This window comes from Streptomyces monashensis, from assembly GCF_001866665.1.
In the GTDB taxonomy this organism is placed as follows: domain Bacteria; phylum Actinomycetota; class Actinomycetes; order Streptomycetales; family Streptomycetaceae; genus Streptomyces; species Streptomyces monashensis.
Window position 1 is genome coordinate 89,935 of record NZ_MLYO01000012.1, and the last position, 20,412, is coordinate 110,346.

11 protein-coding genes and 2 pseudogenes are annotated in these 20,412 nt (G+C 72.1%); 3 read left to right on the forward strand and 10 right to left on the reverse strand.

The window, feature by feature from the left end; all coding sequences use genetic code 11:
- Window positions 1-181 precede the first annotated feature (181 nt).
- Window positions 182-3,025, forward strand: a complete 2,844-nt coding sequence (locus BIV23_RS05195) for a glycoside hydrolase family 3 C-terminal domain-containing protein (RefSeq protein ID WP_071379547.1) — start codon at window positions 182-184, stop codon at window positions 3,023-3,025.
- A gap of 85 nt (window positions 3,026-3,110) precedes the next feature.
- On the opposite strand, the gene BIV23_RS05200 is transcribed toward BIV23_RS05195, so the two are convergent.
- The 4 genes from BIV23_RS05200 to BIV23_RS05215 all read right to left on the reverse strand — a co-directional run bounded on the left by BIV23_RS05200 (window position 3,111) and on the right by BIV23_RS05215 (window position 10,702).
- Window positions 3,111-4,478: a S53 family peptidase gene (locus BIV23_RS05200; protein ID WP_071379548.1), complete on the reverse strand. Its 1,368-nt coding sequence runs from the start codon at window positions 4,476-4,478 to the stop codon at window positions 3,111-3,113.
- Between the two features lie 228 nt (window positions 4,479-4,706).
- Complete coding sequence (locus BIV23_RS05205) at window positions 4,707-6,155, reverse strand: aldehyde dehydrogenase family protein (RefSeq protein WP_071379549.1); 1,449 nt, start codon at window positions 6,153-6,155, stop codon at window positions 4,707-4,709.
- Between the two features lie 363 nt (window positions 6,156-6,518).
- Window positions 6,519-8,150, reverse strand: coding sequence for a PucR family transcriptional regulator (locus tag BIV23_RS05210; RefSeq protein ID WP_071379550.1), 1,632 nt, complete (start codon window positions 8,148-8,150; stop codon window positions 6,519-6,521).
- Between the two features lie 125 nt (window positions 8,151-8,275).
- Complete coding sequence (locus BIV23_RS05215; RefSeq protein WP_071379551.1) at window positions 8,276-10,702, reverse strand: type IV secretory system conjugative DNA transfer family protein; 2,427 nt, start codon at window positions 10,700-10,702, stop codon at window positions 8,276-8,278.
- Between the two features lie 299 nt (window positions 10,703-11,001).
- Here BIV23_RS05215 and gabT point away from each other — a divergent pair, with 299 nt between their 5' ends.
- Both gabT and BIV23_RS53845 read left to right on the forward strand, forming a co-directional pair.
- Window positions 11,002-12,336 (forward strand): 4-aminobutyrate--2-oxoglutarate transaminase, encoded by a 1,335-nt coding sequence (gene gabT, locus BIV23_RS05220; RefSeq protein ID WP_071379552.1) that lies wholly within the window; start codon window positions 11,002-11,004, stop codon window positions 12,334-12,336.
- A gap of 385 nt (window positions 12,337-12,721) precedes the next feature.
- Window positions 12,722-13,378: pseudogene (locus tag BIV23_RS53845) on the forward strand (phosphatase PAP2 family protein); the annotation flags it as partial.
- Here BIV23_RS53845 and BIV23_RS05225 read toward each other — a convergent pair.
- The 6 genes and pseudogenes from BIV23_RS05225 to BIV23_RS05250 form a co-directional block, all read right to left on the reverse strand.
- Window positions 13,320-15,143: a chitinase gene (locus tag BIV23_RS05225; RefSeq protein ID WP_071379553.1), complete on the reverse strand. Its 1,824-nt coding sequence runs from the start codon at window positions 15,141-15,143 to the stop codon at window positions 13,320-13,322. The pseudogene BIV23_RS53845 and the gene BIV23_RS05225 sit on opposite strands and share 59 nt — an antisense overlap.
- 450 nt (window positions 15,144-15,593) lie before the next feature.
- Window positions 15,594-15,935, reverse strand: a pseudogene (locus tag BIV23_RS05230) (hypothetical protein); the annotation flags it as partial.
- Window positions 15,936-16,064: 129 nt separating this feature from the next.
- Entirely contained in the window at window positions 16,065-17,495 is a 1,431-nt protein-coding gene (locus BIV23_RS05235; RefSeq protein ID WP_071379554.1) for an NAD(P)/FAD-dependent oxidoreductase, read from the reverse strand.
- A gap of 22 nt (window positions 17,496-17,517) precedes the next feature.
- On the reverse strand, window positions 17,518-18,318 hold the full coding sequence (locus tag BIV23_RS05240; protein ID WP_071379555.1) for an ABC transporter permease: 801 nt from the start codon (window positions 18,316-18,318) through the stop codon (window positions 17,518-17,520).
- Window positions 18,319-19,254: an ABC transporter permease gene (locus tag BIV23_RS05245; RefSeq protein WP_071379556.1), complete on the reverse strand. Its 936-nt coding sequence runs from the start codon at window positions 19,252-19,254 to the stop codon at window positions 18,319-18,321.
- A complete protein-coding gene (locus BIV23_RS05250; protein WP_071379765.1) occupies window positions 19,254-20,405 on the reverse strand; it encodes an ABC transporter ATP-binding protein in 1,152 nt (383 codons plus the stop codon). The genes BIV23_RS05245 and BIV23_RS05250 overlap by 1 nt, the downstream gene beginning before the upstream one ends.
- Window positions 20,406-20,412: the final 7 nt, after the last annotated feature.

Sequence of the window (20,412 nt, forward strand, 5' to 3'; positions counted from 1 at the left end):
GGGTCGTTCCCAAGATTTCCGCGATGCGCGGGGCCTTTCGCGCGAGCGCCAACACCCCTTGCGAGTTCGGCCGTATACGTGTGTTCTTCCCGCACGGCACCTTGACACTCCGGCCTTGCCCGTCCGAGCATCGAAGCGCTTCGAAAGCGTCGTGTCGCTCCATCCGCAAGGGGAACCGCTCGTGACCGTTGACCCGCCGTCCGCCCCGCCGTTCCGCGATCCGCGTCTGCCCTTCGCGAAGCGCATCGACGACCTGCTGGCGCGGCTCACCCTGGCCGAGAAGATCTCCTTCCTGCACCAGTTCGCGCCGGCCGTCGAGCGCCTCGGCGTCGCCGCGTTCCGCACCGGCCAGGAGGCACTGCACGGGGTTGCCTGGATGGGCCCGGCGACGGTGTTCCCGCAGGCCGTCGGGCTCGGCGCGACCTGGAACCCGGAGCTGGTGCGGCGGGTCGGCGAGGCGGTGTCCCGGGAGGTCCGCGCGATGCGGGCGCGGGACGAGAGGGTCGGCCTCAACGTCTGGTCGCCGACGGTCAATCTGCTGCGCCACCCGCTGTGGGGCCGCAACGAGGAGGGGTACTCCGAGGACCCGAGGCTGACCTCGGCGATCGCCACGGCGTACACGCACGGCCTGCGCGGCGACCATCCGCTGTACTGGCGCACCGCACCGGTCCTGAAGCACTGGCTGGCCCACAACAACGAGACGGACCGGGCCACCTGTTCCGTCTCCGTCCGCCCGCGCGTGCTGTACGAGTACGACCTGCGCGCCTTCCGCGACACGGTCGAGGCGGGCGCGGTGGCCGGCGTGATGCCCGCGTACAACCGGGTCAACGGCCGCCCCAACCACGTCTCGCCGTATCTGCGCGACCCCCTGCGCACCTGGACCGAGGAGGAGCTGCTGGTCTGCTCGGACGCGGGCGCGCCCTCCAACCTGGTCGACGCAGAGCACTACTTCGACACCCACGAGGAGGCCGTCGCGGCCGCCCTGCTGGCCGGCGTGGACAGCTTCACCGACCACGGCACGGACGCCTCGCGGATCACCGGGCGCCTCGAAAGGGCCTACGAGCAGGGCCTGTTGACCGAGGCCGACATCGACACCGCCGTACGCCGCCAGCTCTCCGTCCGCTTCCGGCTCGGCGAGTTCGACCCACACGACGATCCGCACGCGGACACCGGCGAGTTCGACACCGCCGCGCACCGGGAGCTCGCGCGGGAGGCCGCCGAGCAGGCGGTCGTGCTGCTGAAGAACGACGAGGACCTGCTGCCGCTCGCACCCGACACCCGGATCGCGGTGGTCGGTCTGCTCGCCGACGAGTGCAAGCTGGACTGGTACAGCGGCAGCCTCCTGCACCGCTCCACCCCGCTGGAGGGCCTGTACGAGCGGTTCGGCGCCGCGCGTGTGGAGTTCGCCGAGGGCGTGGACCGGGTCCGGCTGCGCACCACCGCCGGGACGTTCCTGCACGTGCCGCCCACGGACGCGCAGGACGAGGCACGGGGCGTCGGGGGCGCGCTCGACCCTGCGCTGCTGGCCGGCCGCACCGATCTGCCGCCGCTCACCACCGATGTGGCCGGCACCGAGTTCGCGCTGGTGGACTGGGGTGAGGGCGTGCTGACCCTGCGCGCGCCGGACGGCCGGTACCTGTCGGTGGCCGACGACGGCTACGTCCGCGCCTCCGCCGACCAGCCGGGCGGCTGGGTGGTCCAGGAGACGTTCCGCCTCGAACCGCACCACGACGGTCACCTCCTCAGGCATCTGGGCACGGGGCGCCATGTCCAGGTCGCCGCCGACGGCGTGAAGGTTGCCGACGCCGAGGGCTCCGGTGACGTCTTCGAGGTGATCACGGTCGAGCGGGGCGAGGACGCCGTGGTCCGGGCGGCGGAGCGGGCGGAGGTGGTGCTCGTGGTCGCGGGCAACGACCCGCACATCGGCGGGCGCGAGACCGAGGACCGTACGACCCTCGAACTACCCGCACACCAGAGGCGGTTGCTGCGCGCGGCCCGCGCCGCGAACCCCCGCACGGTACTCGCCCTGACCTCGGCCTTTCCGTACGCGGTCGACGTGGCCCGGCTGCCGGCCGTCCTGTGGACCGCGCACGGCGGCCAGGCGGCGGGCACGGCCCTGGCCCGCGTCCTGGCCGGCGACGTCTCCCCCGCGGGCCGGCTCCCGCAGACCTGGTACGCCGCCGACGCCGACCTGCCCGACCTGCTGGACTACGACGTGATCGGCGGGCGCCAGACCTACCTCTACTTCGACGGCGTCCCGCTGTTCCCCTTCGGCCACGGCCTGTCGTACGCGTCCTTCGGCTACGGCGATCTCGCGGCCCGCGTCGCGGACGGCGCGCTCCGCGTCCGCTGCACGGTGACGAACACCGGGGACCGGGCGGCGGACGAGGTGGTCCAGCTCTACGGGCGGGCCGTGGACCCGTCGGCGCCCCGGCCGCGCCGGGAGCTGCTGGCCCACCGCCGGCTCGGTCTCGCGCCCGGCGAGCGGGCCGAGGTGTCCTTCGAGGTCCCGCTGTCCGCGCTGGAGTTCTGGGACGTGGCACTCGGCGGCCCGCGCCTGGAGAGCGGGCCGTACGACCTGCTGGTCGGCGCGTCCAGCGAGGACATCCGGCTGCGCACGACCGTGCACGTGGACGGTGCCGCGCCGGCCCCGCGTCCGGTGGTCCGGCGCGGCCTCGCGGGCGTGGACTTCGACGATCAGTCGGGCGTCGCGATCGTGGACCGGACCCGGACGGCGGGCGACGCGGTGACCGCGGCGCACGGCGCGACGGCCGAACTGGTCTACCGTGCCTGCGACTTCGGGCCGGGCGTGACGGAGGTGACCGCGCGGCTCGCGGGCGAGGGCGTCCTGGAACTCTCCCTGGACGGCGGCCCGGTGCTCGCGACCCTGCGCCTGGACACCCCGACCGACGGCCCGTACGCCTACACCACGCTGGGCGCCGGTCTCGTCGCCGAGGGCGTGCACGACGTCCGTCTCAGGCTGCGCGGCCCGCTGCGGCTCGCGCACGTCGGCTTCTCCGGTTGAGGGTCCGGAGGAGACCGGCGGCAAGGGAAGGGCCCGGCACCGAAAGGCAGCGGTGCCGGGCCCCTTCACCTGCTCAGGAGGAGCGTCAGCCGCGGCTCGCGCGGGCGAGAGCCGGCACGAAGGTCAGGGCGTTCAGCGTGCCCACGCCCGTGGCCATGTCGTAGCCGTCGACGGCCTTGTAGCCCTTGACACCCTGGTAGCTGTTGTCGGTGCCGTCGTTGACGTCGACGATGCCGGAGCCCTTGCGGCCCAGCAGGGTGTAGAGGGCCGGGTTGATGTCGCCCACCCGGTGGCCGCCCGCCTGGTCGGCGAGGGCGACGATGCCCGAGAACAGGGGGCTGGCCTCGCTGGTGCCGCCGCTGACGTCCCAGCCGGTGGCGGTCGGGTCGTAGCTGGAGTACAACCAGGCACCGCCGTTGACCGCGGCGGCCATCGAGATGTCCGGGGTGCCGCGGCGGGTGCCGACGACGTTCTTCACGCCGTTCTGGAAGGCCGGCCGGGTGAACACGTGGGACTGTCCGCCGCCGCCCGCGCCGTTGTCGTTGTAGACGCTGTCCGGCTTGACCCGCTCGCCCTTGTCGTTCAGGTGGAGCTGGGTGCCCCCGATGGAGGTGACCAGCGGGTCCGCGGAGGGCCAGGAGTTGACGCGGTACTTGTAGAAGCCCTTGCCGTCCGCGGTGGCGTCGGTCGCGCCGCCGTCGCCGGAGGAGGCGAGGACGGTCACGTGCTTGCGGGCGGCGTCCTCGAAGGCGTACCGCAGCTTCTTGATGCTGGAGAAGTCGCCCTTGTCGAAGCCGGGGAAGGTGTTCTCGGTGGCGCCGAAGCTCTGGCTGATGACGTCGCCGACCCCGTGGTCGATCATGTACTTCTCGGCGTCCATCATCTCCGGCAGACCGGTGGTGCCCTCGGTCTCGGCGACGGCCGTCTCCACCAGCACGATCCTGGCGTCGGGCGCGACGGCGTGTGCCATCTCGACGTCCAGCGTGGTCTCGCCGGCCCAGCCGGTCATGTCGGAGTTCTTCGGGTCGAACGGGGGCACCTTGCCCCACTTGACCACGTTGACCTTGGTGCTCTTCATCCCGAACTGCTTGCTGTACACGTCGAGATCGTGCTGGATCGTCGGCGAGCCGAACGAGTCCACGATGACGATCGTGCGCCCCTTGCCCGTGATGCCCTTCTTGTACAGCGCGTTGAGGTTGTACGCGGTTCTGTACTGGAGCGGGTTGTAGCAGTTGATGTGCCACTTGGCCTGGCACTGCGCGATGGGGAGGGGGCTCGCGACGTCACGGGCGAGGGTGTGCCCCGCGATGGCCGGCTGCGCGAAGGTGTGCGGTACGCCGGCGGGCGCGGCGGTGGTGGCGCCGGCCGAGGAGACGGTCGCCAGACCTGCGGCGACCAGTGCGGCGGTGGCGGCGGTGGCGGCGAGGCCGCGCCCGGTACGGGCTATGTGCATGTGTTCCCCTGAGTGGTCCGAAGTCGGACGTAGATCGGTCGCCCTAGTCGACACGCAACCCCACGGGTGAGTCATGCACAGAACAAGATTATTGACCGGCGGATGCCGAATCCTTTACCGGATCACATCATTCAGCGGAAACGCGAACGGCCGTTCCCCGCGCACACGAACGGCCGCGGCCCCCGCACAGTGGGCCGCGGCCGTCTCGTCCGACCTGTCCGTGGCAGGTCAGAGCGCGAGACCGGTGAGAACCAGCACGCGCTCGTAGGTGTAGTCCTCCATCGCGAACTTGACGCCCTCGCGGCCCACGCCGGACTGCTTGGCGCCGCCGTACGGCATCTGGTCGGCGCGGTAGGACGGGACGTCGCCGATCACCACGCCGCCGACCTCCAGGGCGCGGTGGGCACGGAAGGCGGCCTGGAGGTCGCGGGTGAACACGCCCGCCTGGAGGCCGTACTTGGAGGCGTTGACCGCGGCGAACGCCTCGGCCTCGCCGTCCGCCTTCTGCACGCTGAGGACCGGTCCGAAGACCTCCTCGCGGGCGAGGGTGGTGTCGGCCGGGAGGTCGGTGAGCACGGTCGGCGCGTAGGCGGCGCCGTCGCGCTTGCCGCCGGTGAGCAGCTGGGCACCGGCCTCGACCGCCTCCGCCACCCAGGACTCCACGCGCTTGGCCGCGTCCTCGCTGACCAGCGGGCCGACATCGGTCGCGGCGTCGCTCGGGTCACCGGTGTTCTGCGCCTCGACGGCGGCGACGATGCGCGGCAGCAGCCGGTCGTAGACCGACGCGTCGGCGATCACGCGCTGCACGGAGATGCAGGACTGGCCGCCCTGGTAGTTGGAGAAGGTCGCGATGCGGGTCGCGGCCCAGTCCAGGTCGGCGTCGGAGGCGTAGTCGCCGAGGACGACCGCGGCGCCGTTGCCGCCCAGCTCCAGCGTGCAGTGCTTGCGCGGCACCGAGTCCATGATCGCGTAGCCGACCTTCTCGGAACCGGTGAAGGAGATGACCGGCAGCCGCTCGTCCTGGACGAGCGCGGGCATCTTGTCGTTGGCGACCGGGAGGATCGACCACGAACCGGCCGGCAGGCCCTCGGTCTCGGCGAGCAGGTCACCGATGATCAGCCCGGAGAGCGGGGTCGCCGGGGCCGGCTTCAGGATGATCGGCGCACCGGCCGCGATCGCCGGGGCGATCTTGTGGGCGCACAGGTTCAGCGGGAAGTTGAACGGCGCGATGCCGAGCACGACGCCCTTCGGGAAGCGGCGGGTCAGCGCGAGGCGGCCCTGGCCGCCGGCGTCGGTGTCGAGCCGCTGGGCCTCGCCGCCGTTGAACCGGCGGGCCTCCTCGGCCGCGAACCGGAACACGGAGACGGCACGGCCGACCTCGCCGCGGGCCCACTTGATGGGCTTGCCGTTCTCGGCGGAGATCAGCTGGGCGATCTCCTCGGCGCGCTCGACCAGCCGCTTGCTGACGTGGTCGAGGGCGGCGGCGCGCACGTGGGCCGGGGTGGCGGCGAACTCGTCCCGCACGGCGTACGCGGCGGCCACGGCCTCCTCGACCTGGGCGTCGCTCGGCACGGCGACCTTGCCGACGAGCCGGCCGTCCCACGGGGAGGTGACGTCGAGGGTGTCCTCGCCGGTGACCTGGCGGCCGGCGAGCCAGAAGGCGTGGGTGGAAGTCATAGTTTCGAGTCCCGGCCCTTCCGCGTTGGAGGTGTGCTTGGCTTTCGTGCTCCACGGTAGGGCTGGGGCGGCCGACGGTCGCTTGTCCGACTCGTAGCAGTCGGGGTGGGGGGTGCGCCGTATTGGCGGGGTACGGGCCGGAGGGCGAGGGCGCCGAGAGCGGTGGAGACGACCGGTGGGGCCCGGCCGGACGGTGGCGGCCGACGGCGGTCGAGGCGGGGCCGAGGCCGGTGCCGGAGATCCCGGGCTCCACGACGGCGCCGAGCGCGACCGGACCGGTCCGCCCGGCCCCGGCCGAGCCGTCCCCGGCGGACAGCGCGAGCGGGCCGGACCCCGCCGCCGCGAACGGCCGGGGCCGGCCGGTCACTCCGGTGAGGTCGCCTTCAGGGCGAGCCACAGTTCCATCCGCACGTCCGGGTCGTCCAGGGACCGCCCGAGGATCTCCTCGACCCTGCGCATCCGGTACCGCAGGGTGTGCCGGTGCACGCCGAGGTCCGCGGCGGCGGCGTCCCACTGTCCGTGCCGCGACAGCCAGGCCCGCAGCGAGTCGACGAGATCGCCGCGGCCGGTCGCGTCGTGCTCGTGCAGCGCCCGCAGCAGCCCGTCGGCGAACGCCTTCACCGCGTCGTCGGCCAGCAGCGGCAGCACCGACCCGGCGGCCAGCCGCTCGTGCTCGACCAGCACCCGGCCGCGCCGCCGGGCCACCGACAGCGCCTGCTCGGCCTGCTTGTAGGCGGCGGCCGCGGCGATCGGCCCGGCCGGCGCCGACAGGCCCGCGACCAGCTCCGCCTCGTCGCCCCCGGCCCGCTCGGCCGCCGCCCGCGCGGCCTCCAGCGCCGCCGCGTACCGGGTGCAGGCGGCCACGGCCGCGCCCGCGTCGGCGGCCAGCACCACCAGCCGCTCCCCCTCGGGCACGACCAGCACGGCCTCGCCGGAGCGGGCGGCGGCGGACTCCACGCTCTCCGCGAGCGCGCCCAGCGAATCACCACCGCTGTCGGTGACGGCGGCCGTACGGCCGTGGGCATCCGCGTGCGCCCGTGCCGCCGTACCGGAGGCGGACTCGGCGACGACCATCCGGAACGGCGCGTCGAGGAGTCCGCCGTACAGGTCTCCGGCGACGGCCCGGGCGTGGTCGGGCTCCCCGGCGAGCAGCATGCGCAGCACGGCCGCGCCGACGCGCTGTTCGGCCGCGTGCAGGGAGCGGGAGCGTTCGGTGGTGAGGGTGAGCAGGGCGATGGCGGAGTGCACGGCGTAGCGCTCGGCGGTGCCGAGGGCGGTGGCGGTACCGACGGCGAGCGCGGCGCGCGGCCGCCGCCCCGTGCCGAGGGAGTGCAGTTCGACCCGGTCCTCGTGCTCGGGCCCGCCGACGACGGAGGACGCGGGCGCGGGCCGCTCCCGCAGCCGTTCCACCTCGGCGGTCAGCCGCGCGGCCCGCCGCCCCGCCCACTCGGGCGCGGCGGCGACGACGGCGCCCGAGGCGTCGTACAGGGCTGCCCAGCCGTCGACCTGCGCGGCGAGCGCGCCGAGCAGCCCCTCGGGGCCGGCGTTGAGCGTCTGCTTGGTCAATTCGCGCTGTGCCGCGAACCCCGCCGTGACGGCCCGGTACTGGTCGGCGGCGATGGCGGCGGAGACGGCCTTGCTGATGGCGAGGAACGGCGTGCGCCGCGGCACCTCCAGCAGCGGCAGCCCCTCCTCGCGCGCGGCGTCGACGAGCGCCTCGGGAATCTCCTCGTAATTCACCCCGACGGCGAACCCGAGCCCCACGACGCCGGCCCCCACCAGCCGCTTCACGTAGCGCCGCATGGTCTGCGGATCCTCCGCGTCCAGTTTGAGGGCGGTGATCAGCAGCAGCTCGCCGCCCTCCATGTACGGCACGGGGTCGGCCAGCTCGCTGACGTGCGCCCAGCGGACGGGCACGTCGAGGTGGTCCTCGCCCGCGCGCACGGTCAGCTTGAGCGCGGAGTGGTGGACGAGCGAGGCGAGCGTGGGGGGCATGGGTCCTTCACGGTGAGAGGCGTCCGCCGGTTCCGGCGATCTCGGGGATCTCGGCGATCTTTTGGCCGCCGCGTATGAACGGCCCACCCCGATTCTGCCTCACCGTACGATCCGGCGCCGCCCTCTCACCCCCGCAGATCCACGAGCAGCGGCGGCGCGTGCTCCCCTCGCACGCTGGTCAACGACAACACCGCATGCCCCGCGGGCACCGCGTGCGCCAACTCCGAAGCGGACCACCGCTCCCGCTCGACCTGCCGGACGGTGACGGCCTCGGTCGTCACCGCCTTGCCGGTGATCAGCTTGCGCAGGGCGTGGATCGCGCGGGTCATCGGCTGGTTCGCGAAGACGGTGTGCTGGGCCACGTCCCGGGTCTCCACCCACTCGGTGCCCCAGGCGTCCGCGAACCTGCCGCCGTCCCACGTGGCCACCCCGGAGAACGCCATCCGGCAGCCGACGGCCGCGTAGAGCGGTCCGTGCAGCGCCTCGGGGACGTCGCCGACGGTGCGCAGGGCGAGCACGACGCCCGCGTTGCGCGAACGCAGCCGCGGGATGCGGCGCAGGGACTCGGTGGTCACCGCGCCGGTGGCGTCGTCCAGGACGAGGCAGGCGAAGTGGGTGCGCTCGCCCGCCAGCGCGACGGCGCCGAACTGGGCCAGCACCAGCCGGGTGACGATCCGTCCCGCCTCTTCGTGTCCGCGCTCGGGCAGGTCGATACGGACCCGCAGCGGATGGTGGGCGACGGCGCGCAGCGAGAACGGCCGGGTACCGGCACCGTCCGCGCCGAAGAACTCGGCGAACGCCGGGCGGTCCAGCACGGCGAGCCGGTCGGCCAGGACCGGGCCGGGGTCACCGGCACTGCCCGACTGCCGGGCGCGAGCCTCGAGTTCGCGGCGCATCGCGCCGTGCTCGTCGCCGGCGAGTGCCGCGCGCAGCGCCGCCAGCGCCGACGGCTCCCCTTCCAGCAGTTCGCGCAGCACGGGCAGGGCCGGAAAGCGGCCGTGTGCCGCCCGGTAGGGGCCGAGGAGCTGGGCGAGCGCGGTGACCGCCCGCTGCCCGCTCACCGTGTCCAGATCACCGACGAGCCCCTCGGCCAGGAAGGCGGCCGCCTCGTCGGGATCCTCGGACTCGGCGTACGGGTCGAGGTCGTGGACGGACGCGGGGTCGCCGAGGCGTACGACGACGTCGTGGGCGGAGTCGGGGCCGAGCGGGGTGCCGGCCGCGCAGACGGCGACGACGGCGCACTGTCCGGCGAGCGCCTGCAGGCCGAGCGACTCGACGACGGGCTGGATCAGATGGCGGGTCTTGCCCGCGCCGGAGGGGCCGACGGCCAGCAGCGAGGTGCCGAGAGTGTCCGGCGCGAGTGCGGCCCCCGCGCCGCCGTATTCGCGCGGGGTGCGCTCTCCCGCGACCCACTGCCCGACGCGTACCTGTCCGGCCAGCAGATCGTGCCGGCCGGTACGGCCGGGCAGGTCGCGGTGGCCCGACGGATGGGTCCAGGCCGCGGCGCCCTCGCGCAGGACGGTGTCGGAGAAGGACGAGACCCGGGCCCGGGCCCGGGCCACGGTCCACATGTGGCCGACCCGCGCACAGTCCACGTCGTTCATCCGGCCGGCCTCCACCTCGGCGGCGAGCAGGTCCGCCGCCTGGTGCTGACCGGCCTCGCGCAGCTCGGGCCACTGCGACGGCCGCCGGTCGACGGCCGTCGGTACGGTCTGGCCGGCCTTCGCCCGCCCGCGCGCGGCGAGCGCCTCCCGGGCGAGGGGCCGCCAGCCGCCGAGCCGGGCGAAGGGCCACAGCACCAGCACGGTGACGAGCGTGTACAGCCCGTCCGTGAGCCACTCCGAGGCGAACACGCTGTAGTCGCCGGTGATCAGGACGATCAGCGAGAACAGCGGATCCAGCACGGGGAGGGGGTCCCAGCCGAGACCGAACCAGGTCGGGAAGACGAAGGCCAGCGCGATCAGCGCGCCGAGCGCGGCGAGCAGGGCACGGGCGGGCTGCGCACGGCGGCCGACGACGTGCCGGACGATGTCGCCCCAGCTGCCCAGGCGTGCCATGGCGTAGACGAGGATCGCGAAGACCACGCCGTCGGCGACCGTGAGGGCTTCGGCGCCCTTGAAGTTCTTGGGCGACGTGGTGCCGCCCCACCACCAGCCGTCCGGGGTGAGCAGCTTGAGGACGGTCCACTGATAGGGGAGGCTGCCGTGCCGCCACAGCGACCACAGCAGCAGCCCGGCCGCCAGGGGCACGGCGAAGCCGACGATGGTGACGGGGGCCAGCCGCTGGGCGGGGCGGGCGGCCTTGGGCGGGCGGTAGCCGTAACGCCAGATGCCGGGCGCGACGGCCGGTCGCGGCTGGTCGAGCCACTCGGCGACGGGCGCGCGGGACGGCGCACCGTGGGGGGAGTGCGCGTGCTGGGCGGTGCGGGGCGGCGGCACGTCGGGTGCGCGGGACGGCCGGGGTGGAACGTCCCCTCCCTCCAACGGCCCAGCCGGGTGCGGTACCGGAGGGGCATGCGTGCCGCGTGCGTCGCGTGTGCCGTCGCTGTCCATCGCCCTTGCCCCCTGACCAGCCGTTCCGTCCACCCTCAGCGAGTCAATCTAACGCCCCCGCAGGGGGAGTTCACCGATTACGGGGCCGACGGGGCCGCGCGACCCGGTGGAATCCGGGCCAGCGGCTATGTCCAACGCGGACAAGGAACCGTGCCGACAACGCCCACATGGAGCATGCCCACCCCCCGCTCCCGGCCCTAGCCTGCGAAGAAAGACATGTAAGCGGCCGAAAACGCACGGCCCCGGACCGTTCGGGACGCCGGACACCACGCCCGTACGCAAGATCATCAGGAGTCCTCATGACCGCACTTCCGCAGGAGCGCCGCGTCGTCACCGCCATCCCCGGTCCGAAGTCGCAGGAGCTGCAGGCCCGCCGCACCGCCGTGGTCGCGCAGGGCGTGGGCTCCACGCTGCCGGTCTTCGTCACCCGTGCCGGCGGCGGCGTCATCGAGGACGTCGACGGCAACAGCCTCATCGACTTCGGCTCCGGCATCGCCGTGACCAGCGTCGGCGCCTCCGCCGAGGCCGTCGTACGGCGCGCCTCCGCCCAGCTCGCCGACTTCACCCACACCTGTTTCATGGTCACCCCGTACGAGGGCTACGTGGCGGTCGCCGAGGCGCTGGCCGAGCTGACCCCGGGCGACCACGCCAAGAAGTCCGCGCTGTTCAACTCCGGCGCCGAGGCCGTCGAGAACGCTGTCAAGATCGCGCGCGCCCACACCAAGCGGCAGGCGGTCGTGGTGTTCGACCACGGGTACCACGGGCGCACCAACCTCACCATGGCGCTCACCGCCAAGAACATGCCGTACAAGCACGGCTTCGGGCCGTTCGCGCCCGAGGTGTACCGGGTCCCGGTGGCGTACGGCTACCGCTGGCCGACCGGGCCGGAGAACGCCGGTCCCGAGGCCGCCAAGCAGGCCATCGACCAGATGAGCAAGCAGGTCGGCGCGGACAACATCGCCGCGATCATCATCGAGCCCGTGCTCGGCGAGGGCGGTTTCATCGAGCCGGCCAAGGGCTTCCTGCCGGAGATCGTGAAGTTCGCCAACGACAACGGGATCGTCTTCGTCGCCGACGAGATCCAGAGCGGCTTCTGCCGGACCGGGCAGTGGTTCGCGTGTGAGGACGAGGGGATCGTGCCCGACCTCATCACCACCGCCAAGGGCATCGCGGGCGGGCTTCCGCTCGCCGCCGTGACCGGCCGCGCCGAGATCATGGACGCCGCCCACGCCGGCGGGCTCGGTGGCACGTACGGCGGCAACCCCGTCGCCTGCGCGGGTGCGCTCGGTGCCATCGAGACCATGAAGGAGCTGGACCTCAACGGCAGGGCCAAGCGCATCGAGGAGGTCATGAAGGCGCGCCTCACCGCCATGGCCGAGAAGTTCGACGTCATCGGTGACGTGCGCGGACGCGGCGCGATGATCGCGATCGAGCTGGTCAAGGACCGGGCCACCAAGGAGCCGCACCCGGAGGCCACCGCGGCGCTCGCCAAGGCCTGCCACGCCGAGGGCCTGCTGGTGCTGACCTGCGGCACCTACGGCAACGTGCTGCGCTTCCTGCCCCCGCTGGTCATCGGCGAGGACCTCCTCAACGAGGGCCTCGACATCATCGAGCAGGCCTTCGCCCGCATCTGAGCCACCGGTGCGCGCACTGCCGACGTGACGTACGGCAGGCCGTGTGAAGAAGGTGTGCGAGGTGGATGACGGGACGCGGTTCCGTCTGCCCAAGCGCGCCCGCCTGCCGTAGGTTCTAGGCAGATGAGAGATACACCCCGTCCACAGGGGACTGTGGGCGATTTCAGGCCGGGGCCTCCCCAGCTTCGACCTGGTCGTGCCCTCGCGCACACATCCGGCGCCTGACGGCTCCGGGATCTCCTCACCGATCGGACGGTCGCCGCCCCAAACCCCCCGGGGCGCGCGACGTTCCGATCCGGACGGCCGCCTCGGAACCACCCCCCCTGTTCCGGGGCGGCCGACCTCCTTCTCCGCGCCGCACGCCCCGTCTGCGAAGCTTGGCGCCGTGTCGACCCTCGTCCGCCGCGCCCCGCTGCTGTTCCTGCCGGCCGTGCTCTTCGCCCTGCTCACCTGGCAGGTCGTGGCGCACGGCCCTCTGCTGCGCCTGGACGCCCGGGTCAGCCGGGCCCTGGTCCGTCCGGACACGTTCTCCGAGGTCCTCTCCGACCTCGGCGACGTCCAGGTCGCCGTGCCGGTACTGGTGATCGCCCTCGCCCATGTGCTGTGGCGGGGCCGGCGTGCCGGTGCCGAGCGCTGGTGGCTGCCGCCCGCCGCCGCGGCCGCCCTGATGGCGCTGCTCCCGGTGGTCGTCGTACCGCTGAAGGACTGGACCGCGCGGCCGGGGACCCCCGTGATGCCCCCGGCCGTCGGCTACTTCCCCTCCGGGCACACGGCCACGGCGGCCGTCGCCTACGGCTCCGCGACGCTGCTCCTGCTGCCCTGGCTGCGTTCCACGGCCACCCGCCGCACCCTGGTCGCCCTCTGTGCGGCCCTGGTCCTCGGCGTGTCGTACGGCCTGGTCCGGCACGGGTACCACTGGCCGCTGGACGTGGTGGCCAGCTGGTGCCTGTGCACCGTGCTGCTGACCGGCCTCAGCCTGGTGATCAGCCGAAGTACGCGTCGAAGTTCTTCTGGAACTCCCAGTTCGCGTACCGGTCCCAGTTCACCGACCACGTCATCAGACCGCGCAGCGCGGGCCAGGTCCCGTGGGTCTGGTACGAGCCGCAGTCGGTCTTCTTCGTCAGACAGTCCAGGGTCTTCGTGACCTCGGCGGGCGCCACGTAGCCGTTGCCCGCCTCGGTCGAGGCCGGCATGCCGATCGCCACCTGGTCGGGGCGCAGCGGCGGGAAGACGTTGCCCGGGTCGCCGGCGACCGGGAAGCCGGTGAGCAGCATGTCGGTCATGGCGATGTGGAAGTCGGCGCCGCCCATGGAGTGGTACTGGTTGTCCAGGCCCATGATCGGGCCCGAGTTGTAGTCCTGGACGTGCAGGAGCGTGAGGTCGTCGCGCAGGGCGTGGATGACCGGGAGGTACGCCCCGCAGCGCGGGTCCTGGCCGCCCCACTTGCCGGTGCCGTAGTACTGGTAGCCGTTCTGCACGAAGAACGTCTCCGGGGCCATGGTCAGGACGAACCTCGGGCCGTACCTGGCCTTCAGGGTCTTCAGGGCCGAGATCAGGTTCACGATCACGGGTGTCGTGGGGTTCTTGAAGTCCGTGTCGTTCGTGTCCAGGGACAGCGAGTGGCCCTCGAAGTCGATGTCCAGGCCGTCCAGGCCCCAGGTGTCGATGATGTCCGAGACCGACGAGACGAAGGCGTCGCGGGCCGCCGCGGTCGTCAGCTGGACCTGGCCGTTCTGGCCGCCGATCGAGATCAGCACCTTCTTGCCGGCCGCCTGCTTGGCCTTGATCGCCGCCTTGAAGTCGGCGTCGGACTCGGCGTTCGGGCAGTCGGTGACCGGGCAGCGGGTGAAGTGGATGTCCCCGGAGGTGGGCGAGCTGGGCTCACCGAAGGCCAGGTCGATGACGTCCCAGCTGTCGGGGACGTCGGCGAGGCGGGTGTAGCCGGAGCCGTTGGCGAAGCTGGAGTGGAGGTAGCCGACCAGGGCGTGCGCCGGCAGGTCCGCCGATCCGCCGCCGCCCCCGCCCCCATCGGTGCCCGTCGTCGCCGTCACGACCGCCGACTTCGCGGACTCTCCCGCGTCGTTGCTCGCCGTGACCTGGAAGCTGTACGCCGTCGCCGCCGAGAGCCCCGTGGCGGTGGCCGAAGTGCCGGTCACCGTCTGGGACTTCACGCCGTCGCGGTAGACCGTGTAGCTCGTGGCGCCGGTCGCGGCCGACCAGGACAGGGCCACGGAGGACGAGGTGACGGATCCGGCCGTCAGGCCGGCGGGGGCGGCGGGCGGCTGTCCGGTGCCGGTGCCGCTGCCGCCGGGACCGATGAGGGAGATGTCGTCGGCGTAGTAGGCGCCGGTGCCGTACCAGCCGTGGGTGTAGACGGTCACCTTCGTGGTCGTGGCGCCGGTGGTGAAGGTGGTGCTCAGCTTCTGCCAGTCGGGGGCGGACTGGGTCCAGGCGGAGACGTCGGTGGTGCCGGTGCCGGTCGCGCCGAGGTAGACGTAGGAGCCGCGGACGTAACCGGACAGCGTGTACGTCGAGTCCGGCTGGACGGTCACCGTCTGCGCGCACTGGGCGTCGTCGTTGCCGGCCGGGGTCGCCTGGAGCGCCGAACGTCCGCTGTGCACGGGCGAGTCGACCGTCGTGCCGGCCGTACAGGTCCAGCCGGTGAGGCCGGACTCGAAGCCGCCGTTCGTCGCGACGTCCGCGTCGGCCGCACGGGCGGCCGACGAGAGCGCGGTGACGCCGGGGACGGCCAGGGCCACGGCCGTGAGCAGCGCGAGAAGGGGTCCTGGAGGTCTGGCGCGGTCCACAAGGGCCTCCGGTGTCAGGGGAGTTGGACGAGCGGAGCGGCCGCTCCGGGAACGCACTCAACTTGGTCCAGACCAATCTGGTTGTCAAGGTGTCCGGCCACCCCCGCCGGAACCTCCGGCAACCCGGCCCTAACCGTCCCCGCCCCCTCCCGCACCCCATCCCCCACTCCCGGCGAGCCCCGCCGCCGCCTCGTGCATCGCCAGTTCCAGCAGTGCGGGGTCGGTCAGCGTGCCCGAGCCGTCCGGCGGCACCAGCCAGCGCACTCCTCCAGGGGGTGTCGTTTGGATCATCCCGGCGTCGCGGGCCCTGGCACGCACATCTGCGACGTTGTCGTCACTCGCCGACGCTCCGCGTCGACTCCCTCCTCCGCCTTGCAGATGCACGCCCCAGACCCCGCTCGGGTCGGCGGGCAGGCGCCGCTCCTCATAGCCGGCCTGATCCGAACGACACCCCCCGGCCGTCCGGGCCGGGTGCGGTACGACGATCCAGGTGCCGGGGCCGGCGGTGCGGATGCCGGTGCCGACCCAGCGGGCCGCGGTGCCCGGTGCCACGAAGAAGCCGGCCCGGTCGTCGCCGAAGTCGACGAGGACCGGGCCGGGCCGGTCGAGGATCCGGGTGAGCACGTCCAGGGTCGGGTAGCCGAGGCCACCGGGCAGGATCAGTACGTCCCAGGCCCTGCCGGCGGGCAGCAGCGCGACCCCGAGGGGGTTGCGTTCCCATTCCCGGCGGCAGGTGTCGGGATCCGGTGCGACGGATGCCAGCCATTCGGCGGCCGTCTTCGCCCCAGTCATCAAGAAGGCCTCCCTGCTCTTCCTGTCGACGCGGTCGCGTCAGCAGGGGAGAGGGAGCCCGCCTCGGGGCATTACGCGGGTTCCGCGCACCCGATGGGGTGATCTGGGTCACACCCCACGGAGAAGGTGTCAGCTGTCGAAGCCCAGCCCCAGCCGGTCCATCGTCCGCAGCCACAGGTTGCGCCGGCCGCCGTGCGCGTCCGCGCGGGCCAGGGACCACTTGGTGAGGGCGATGCCGGTCCAGGCGAACGGCTCCGGCGGGAACGGCAGCGGCTTCTTGCGGACCATCTCCAGCTCCGTCCGCTCGGTGCGCTCCCCGTCCAGCAGGTCCAGCATCACGTCCGCGCCGAACCGGGTGGCTCCGACGCCGAGCCCGGTGTACCCCGCCGCGTACGCCACCCGGCCCTCGTGCGCGGTCCCGAAGAACGCCGAGAAGCGCGAGCAGGTGTCGATCGCGCCGCCCCAGGCGTGGGTGAAGCGGACGCCCTCCAGCTGCGGGAAGCAGGTGAAGAAGTGGCCCGCGAGCTTGGCGTAGGTCTCCGGCCGGTCGTCGTACTCCGCGCGCACCCGGCCGCCGTAGTGGTGGACCGCGTCGTAACCGCCCCACAGGATGCGGTTGTCGGCGGACAGCCGGAAGTAGTGGAACTGGTTGGCGCTGTCGCCGAGGCCCTGCCGGTTCTTCCAGCCGATCTCCGAGAGCTGCTCCGCGGTCAGCGGCTCGGTCATCAGCGCGTAGTCGTAGACCGGGACGGTGTAGGAGCGCACGCGGCGCAGCAGGCTCGGGAAGATGTTCGTGCCGAGCGCGACCCGGCGGGCGCGGACCTGGCCGTACGGGGTGCGTACGGCCATTCCGCCGCCGTAGCTCTTCAGGGTCAGCGCGGGCGTGTGCTCGTACACCCGCACGCCGAGCCTGATGCAGGCCTGCTTCAGGCCCCAGGCGAGCTTCGCCGGGTGCAGCATGGCCACGCCCCGGCGGTCCCACAGGCCCGCCTCGAAGGTCGGCGAGTTCACCTGCTCGCGCACGGCGTCGGCGTCCAGGAACTCGATGCCGTCCGCGAGGCCCTTCTCCACCAGTTCCCGGTGCCAGTCCTTCAGTTCCCAGGCCTGGTAGGTCTCGGTGGCGACGTCGATCTCGCCGGTGCGCTCGAAGTCGCAGTCGATGCCGTGCCGGGCGATCGCGGCCTCGATCTCGTCGAGATTGCGCCGGCCCAGCTCCTCCAGTTTCCCGATCTCGTCGGGCCAGCGGGTCAGGCCGTTGGGCAGGCCGTGGGTGAGGGAGGCGGCGCAGAAGCCGCCGTTGCGGCCGGAGGCGGCCCAGCCCGCCTCGCGGCCTTCCAGGAGCACGACGTCGCGCTGCGGGTCGCGCTCCTTGGCGTTGAGTGCGGTCCACAGCCCGCTGTATCCGCCGCCCACGACCAGCAGGTCGCAGGTGTCGGTGCCGGTGAGGGCGGGCTCGGCGGGCGGCTTTCCAGGGTCTTCCAGCCAGTACGGGACCGGCTGGGCTTCGGAGAGAGAGGCGATCCAGTTGTCTCTGCCACGGCTCATGGCGCTCGGGGCCATGATTTCAACTCCCTACAGGGGCCTATGCGTTGTGCTTGGTGCGGCGGTTCGTGACGACCATCGAGAACAGCGTGATGAGGACGGCGACGAGGAACATGGCCGTGCCGATCACGTTGATCTGGACCGGAGTTCCGCGCTGTGCCGAACCCCAGACGAACATCGGGAAGGTGACGGTCGAGCCGGCGTTGAAATTGGTGATGATGAAATCGTCGAAGGAGAGCGCGAAGGACAGCAGCGCGCCCGCGGCGATCCCGGGTGCCGCGATGGGCAGGGTGACCCGCAGGAAGGTCTGCAGGGGACCGGCGTACAGGTCCCGGGCGGCCTCCTCCAGCCGCGGGTCCATCGACATCACGCGCGCCTTGACCGCGGTGACGACGAAGCTCAGACAGAACATGATGTGGGCGATGAGGATGGTGTAGAAGCCGAGCTGCGCGCCCATGTTGAGGAACAGGGTGAGCAGCGAGGCGGCCATGACGACCTCGGGCATCGCCATCGGCAGGAAGATCAGCGAGTTGACGGCGCCGCGCGCGCGGAAGCGGTAGCGGACCAGCGCGAACGCGATCATCGTGCCGAGGACCGTGGCGCCGATCGTCGCCCACACGGCGATCTGGAGACTGATGGACAGCGAGCCGCACATGTCGGCGACGCCGCACGGCTGCTTCCAGGCGTCCAGCGAGAACTGCTGCCATGCGTAGTTGAAGCGCCCCTTCGGCTTGTTGAAGGAGAACACCGTCACGACGACGTTGGGCAGCAGCAGATAGGCGAGCGTCAGCAGTCCCGCGATGACGACGAGACGGCGCTTGAGCCAGTTGACAAGGGGCATTTAGACCAGATCCTCCGTCCCGGCCCGGCGGATGTAGATCGTGACCATGGCCAGGATGGCGGCCATGAGGATGAAGGAGAGGGCCGCGGCCGTCGGGTAGTCCAGGATGCGCAGGAACTGCGTCTGGATCACGTTTCCGATCATGCGCGTGTCCGTGGAGCCGAGCAACTCGGAGTTGACGTAGTCACCGGCCGCCGGGATGAAGGTCAGCAGCGTGCCGGAGACCACGCCCGGCATCGACAGCGGGAAGGTCACCTTGCGGAAGGTGGTCCACGGCTTGGCGTACAGGTCGCCGGCCGCCTCGTGCAGCCGTCCGTCGATCCGCTCCAGCGAGGTGTAGAGCGGCAGGATCATGAACGGCAGGAAGTTGTACGTCAGTCCGCACACCACGGCGAGCGGAGTGGCCAGCACCCGGTCGCCGGCCGTCCAGCCGAGCCAGTTGGTGAGGTCCAGGATGTGCAGCGAGTGCAGCGTGTGCACGACCGGGCCGTTGTCGGCGAGGATCGTCTTCCAGGCCAGCGTGCGGATCAGGAAGCTGGTGAAGAACGGCGCGATCACCAGGATCATGATCAGGTTCCGCCAGCGGCCCGCGCGGAAGGCGATCAGGTAGGCCAGCGGGTAGCCGAGCAGCAGGCATCCGACGGTCGCGGCGGCCGCGTAGAGGACGGACCGCAGGAACTGCGGCCAGTACTGGCCGAACGCGTCCCAGTAGGTCGCGAAGTGCCAGGTGACCTTGTAGCCGCCCTCCAGCGAGCCCTGCTGCACGGAGGTGGAGGCCTGGTAGATCATCGGCAGCGCGAAGAAGACGACCAGCCACAGCAGGCCGGGCAGCAGCAGCCAGTAGGGCGTGAACCGGCCGCGCCTGCGCGGGGGCTTGGTCTCCTCGGTCGTGGGAGACAGAGGCGGCGGCGCCTCGGTTTCGGTGAGGGTCGACATCACGCGGCCGCCTCTTCCTCGGTGCCCGCGTCGATGTCCTGGTCGGCATCCAGGCCGAACGTGTGCGCCGGGCTCCAGTGCAGGACCACGTCGGCGCCGGGCACGAGGCGGCCGTCGCGCTCGACGTTCTGGACGTAGACCGCGAGTTCGTCGCAGACCGGGCTGTCGATCACGTACTGGGTCGAGACACCGATGAAGCTCGCGTCGGCGATCCTGCCGGTGAGGCGGTTGCGGCCCTCGGGTATCCGGTCGGCGTCGTCGGCGTGCGTGAGCGAGATCTTCTCGGGGCGGATGCCGACGAGCACCTTGCCGCCGGCCTTCGTGGGCGCCGAACATCGCGCCTTGGGCAGGACGAGCTTGCCGCCGCCCGCCTCGAGGACGATGTCGTCGCCGTTCGTGGTGTCGACCTCGGCCTCGATGAGGTTGGAGGTGCCGAGGAAGTTCGCGACGAAGGTGGTGTTCGGGTTCTCGTACAGGTCGGTGGGCGAGCCGAGTTGCTCGACGCGGCCCGCGTTCATCACGGCGACCGTGTCGGCCATGGTCATGGCCTCCTCCTGGTCGTGCGTGACGTGTACGAAGGTGATGCCGACCTCGGTCTGGATGCGCTTGAGCTCCAGCTGCATCTGGCGGCGCAGCTTGAGGTCGAGGGCGCCGAGGGGCTCATCGAGCAGGAGCACCTTGGGGTGGTTGATCAGCGCGCGGGCGACGGCGACGCGCTGCTGCTGGCCGCCGGAGAGCTGGTGCGGCTTCTTGCGCGCCTGCTCGCCGAGCTGGACCAGGTCCAGCATGTCCTCGACCTGCTTCTTCACGCTCTTGATGCCGCGGCGGCGCAGCCCGAAGGCGACGTTCTCGAAGATGTCGAGGTGCGGGAAGAGGGCGTAGGACTGGAAGACCGTGTTCACCGGCCGCTTGTACGGCGGCAGGTGGGTCACCTCCTGGTCGCCGAGGTGGACGGCGCCCGTGGTGGGCTCCTCCAGGCCGGCGATCATGCGCAGGGTGGTGGTCTTGCCGCAGCCGGAGGCGCCGAGCAGGGCGAAGAAGGAGCCCTGCGGGACGGTCAGGTCGAGCGGGTGGACGGCGGTGAAGCCGTTGTCGTAGGTCTTGCTGATACCGGAGAGGCGGACGTCGCCGCTGTTGTCTGGTGTCGTCATCGTCGTC